This is a genomic window from Myxococcus xanthus (genome assembly GCF_013116825.1).
Classification (GTDB): Bacteria; Myxococcota; Myxococcia; order Myxococcales; family Myxococcaceae; genus Myxococcus; species Myxococcus xanthus_B.
This window is the reverse complement of record NZ_JABFNS010000264.1, coordinates 1-3,689: the sequence shown is the minus strand read 5'-3', so window position 1 is coordinate 3,689 and position 3,689 is coordinate 1. Positions and strand designations below refer to the sequence as shown.

At 72.4% G+C, this 3,689-nt stretch carries 1 protein-coding gene; it reads right to left on the bottom strand.

Annotation, left to right across the window (positions count from 1 at the left end; genetic code table 11):
• Nucleotides 1-3,689, bottom strand: a 3,689-nt coding sequence (locus HNV26_RS37080; RefSeq protein ID WP_253817398.1) for a beta-ketoacyl synthase N-terminal-like domain-containing protein, incomplete at both ends; no start/stop codon positions are given.

Genomic DNA, 3,689 nt, shown 5'->3' with positions numbered 1-3,689 from the left:
AGATGGGTATAAGAGACAGCCTCCCAGGACTCGACCACGACGTGTACGTTGACGCCGCCCGCGCCGAAGCTGCTGATGCCGGCGCGCAGGGGCGCTCCGTCCCGGGCCAGCCAGGGCGAGGACTCCCGCTGGACGCGGAAGGGCGTGCTGTCGAAGTCGATGTGCGGGTTGAGCCGGCCGCCGTGGATGAGCGTGGGCGCCAGGCGCCGGTGCTTCATCTGGAGCAGGACCTTGTGCAACTGGGCGATACCCGCCGCGGACTCCAGGTGGCCGATGCTGGCCTTCACCGAGCCGATGGCGCAGAAGCCTCGCTCCTGGGTGTGGCGGCGGAATGCGTCCGTCAGCCCGGTGACCTCGATGGGGTCTCCCAGGTGGGTTCCCGTGCCATGGGCCTCCACATAGCTGACCGTCCGGGCATCCACGCGCGCGCGCCGCAGGGCCTCGAGGATGACCTCGGTCTGGGCCACGGGGTTGGGCACGGTGTAGCCGTGCGTCCTCCCGTCGTGGTTGTGCGCGCTGCCCTTGATGACGCCATGGATGGTGTCCCCGTCACGCAGGGCCAGGGCCAGGGGCTTGAGCAGCACGGCGCCCACGCCCTCGCCGGGGACGTAGCCATCGCCGCCCTCGGCGAAGCTGCGGCACCGCCCGTCGCTCGCCGCGAAGCGGTTGGCGCAGAGCATCACGTACTTGTTCGGGTGCAGCGACAGGTTCACGCCCCCCGCGATGGCCGCCTCGCACGCGCCCGAGCGCAGGCTCTCGCATGCGAGGTGGACGGCGTTCAGCGAGGACGAGCAGGCTGTGTCCACCGTGAGGCTGGGGCCGCTCAGATCCAGCGCGTAGGAGACGCGGTTGGCAATGGAGAACGTCTGGGTGTTGAACGGGATGCGCTGGCCGTTGGCCCAGGCCTGGGCCCCCAGCAGCGCATACTCGTTGTAGGTGACGCCCACGAACACGCCCACGGGGGCGCGGGCGCCGCCAGCCAGCCCCGCGCGGGTGTATCCCGCGTCCTCCAGGCAGGACCACGCCGTCTCGAGGAAGAGGCGCTCCTGCGGGTCCATGTACCGGGCCACCAGCGGGGAGACCTGGAAGAACGCCGCGTCGAACCGGTCCACCCCATCCAGGAACCCACCCCACTTCGCGTAGATGGAGCCGGGCTGCTGGCGCGAGGCGTCGAACAGGGGCCGCCAGTCCCAGCGGCTCGCGGGAACCTCCTCGATGCAATCCCGGGCGGCCTCCAGGTTCTGCCAGTAGCGCTCCAGGTTCTCCGCCTGGGGGTAGCGGCCGCTCATCCCGATGATGGCGATGTCCATCCCCGGGTCGCCCGCCGTGGCTCTCGGCTCCGCGTGAGGCGCCGCCGGGACGGGCTGGGGCGCTGCTGCCGGCGGGGGCTCGGCGGCGAGCGGGGCCGCCTGCTCACCCACCAGCTTCCGGACGCCCTCCGTGTGCGCTTCGCAGAGGTACGCCGTCAGCGCCGCCAGGTTCCTGTGCTTGTAGAACAGCGTGATGGGCAGCTTGCCGACGGACAGCTCCAACTTCTGGTGGAGCTCCGAGATGAGGATGGAGTTCATCCCGAGGCTCTCGAATTCAGTCGAGGGCTGCAGTGTCTCGGGGGCCAGCCGCGCCGTCGCCGCCAGCGCCTGGGTGAGGGCGTGGAGCGCGGCGTCTTCGAGTGAAGGGCTCGCGGGGGGCAGGCTGCCTCGCGGCGAAGGGCCTACGGGACGCGCGGGCGCCGCCTGCCTGGGGGCCGCGGGGGCATGTGCCGGCGCCCCGCCGTCGTGCTTCACGTAGAGGCGGTCGGCGGGGGCAGGCAGCAGCCAGTGCCGCGTCGGCGCGAACGCGTGACCGGGGAGCGACACGCGACGGTGCGGGAGCGGGAACAGCCGCGACACGTCGGAGAGCACGCCGCGGGTCCACAGCCCAGCAATCCGCTCCAACTCGCGGCCGGAGACCAGCGCGTCCAGGAACGCGGCGCCCGCCGCGCCTCCGAACAGCGTGTCGCCCCAGCGCGCGTCCTGGGCGTCGCCGGTGTGGACCCCAGGGGCGGTGCCGTGCTCCAGCCAGCCGTCGAGCGCGGCGACGAGCTCATCGAGGCTGCGCGCGACGAGGGCAAGCCGCGCGTCCAGCACCTCGCGGCCCACCGCCAGGGTATAGGAGACATCCTCCAGCCGGGGCCGCTCCTCGCGGCGCAGGGCGTCGCGCAGGCGCCGCGCGGCGGTCTTCAGCGCGGCGGGCTCGTGCGCGGACAGCACCACGAGCCGCGGCTCCGTGGCGTCCTCCGCGGGGCGCGCCGGCGCGCGGTACTCTTCCAGCACGACGTGCGCGTTGGTCCCGCCGAAGCCGAACGAGCTCACGCCCGCGCGGCGGACAGGCTCGGACGTCCCCTCCGTGGGAGGCGCCGCCCACGGCCGGGTCTGCCCGTTGACGAAGAACGGGCTGCCTCCCAACCGCAGCTCCGGGTTGGGCGTCTGGAAGTGGAGGCTGGCCGGCAGCGTCTGATGGCGGAGCGCCAGCACGACCTTGAGGACACCCGCGATGCCCGCGGCGGTCTCCAGGTGCCCGATGTTCGTCTTCACCGAGCCGAGCGCGCAGTGCGGCTCGGTCGGCGCGGGCTTCCCCCATTGGCGGTAGAGCCGCTCGAAGGCCTGTCGCAGGCCATTGACCTCGATGGGGTCACCCAGCCGCGTGCCGGTGCCGTGCGCTTCGATGTAGCCCACCGTTGACGGGTCGACCTGGGCGTCGGCGTAGGCCGCGACCAGCAGGTCCGCCTGGGCCGTGGGGTTGGGCGCCGTCAGTGCCTGGGCGCGGCCGCCATGGTTGATGGCGGTACCCCGGATGACGGCGTGGATGGTGTCCCCATCCGCCTCGGCCTGGGACAGAGGCTTGAGCAGCAGGGCGCCGAGCCCTTCACCTCGGACATAGCCGTTGGCGCTCGCGTCGAAGGTCTTGCAGCGGCCGTCCTCGGCCAGCATGCCCGCCCGGCCGAACGCGAAGTAGAGGTGCGGGCTGAGCAGCAGGTTGACGCCGCCGACGAGCGCCAGCTCGCACTGACCCGCGCGCAGGGCCTGGACCGCGTGGTGGATGGCGACCAGGGAACTGGAGCACGCCGTCTCCACCGGCAGGCTGGGGCCATGCAGGTCGAGCAGGAACGAGAGCCGGTTGGGGAGCACCGAGTGGGCCTTGCCCGTGGCGGTGTGCGCGTCCGCCTCGACGCCGAAGTCCCGCAGCAGGTCGTGGTAGTCGGTCGTCCCGATACCCACGAACACGCCCGTCTTCGTCCCGGCGAGGGCGCTGGGGCGGTAGCCCGCGTCCTCCAGGGTGTTCCACGCGAGTTGGAGGAAGAGCCGGTGCTGTGGGTCCATCAGCCCGGCTTCGCGCGGGGTGATGCGGAAGAAGGCGGCGTCGAACTGCTCCACCTCGTCGATGAAGCTGCCCCAGCGGATGTTCGTCCGGTTCGGCTCGGTGAGGGGATTGCCGTCCAGGGCGCGCCAGTCCCAGCGTCCCGCCGGAATCTCCTCGATGAGGTCGGTGCCTTCCTTGAGGTGCCGCCAGAAGGTGTCGAGGTCGGGGGAGCGCGCGAAGCGCCCGCCCATGCCGATGATGGCGATGGGCTCCGGAGCGCCGGCCGGGACGCGCGGGGCTCGCGGCGCGGGCGGCTCCGGTGCGGGCGGGGGCGCCAGGCGGGTTTGCAC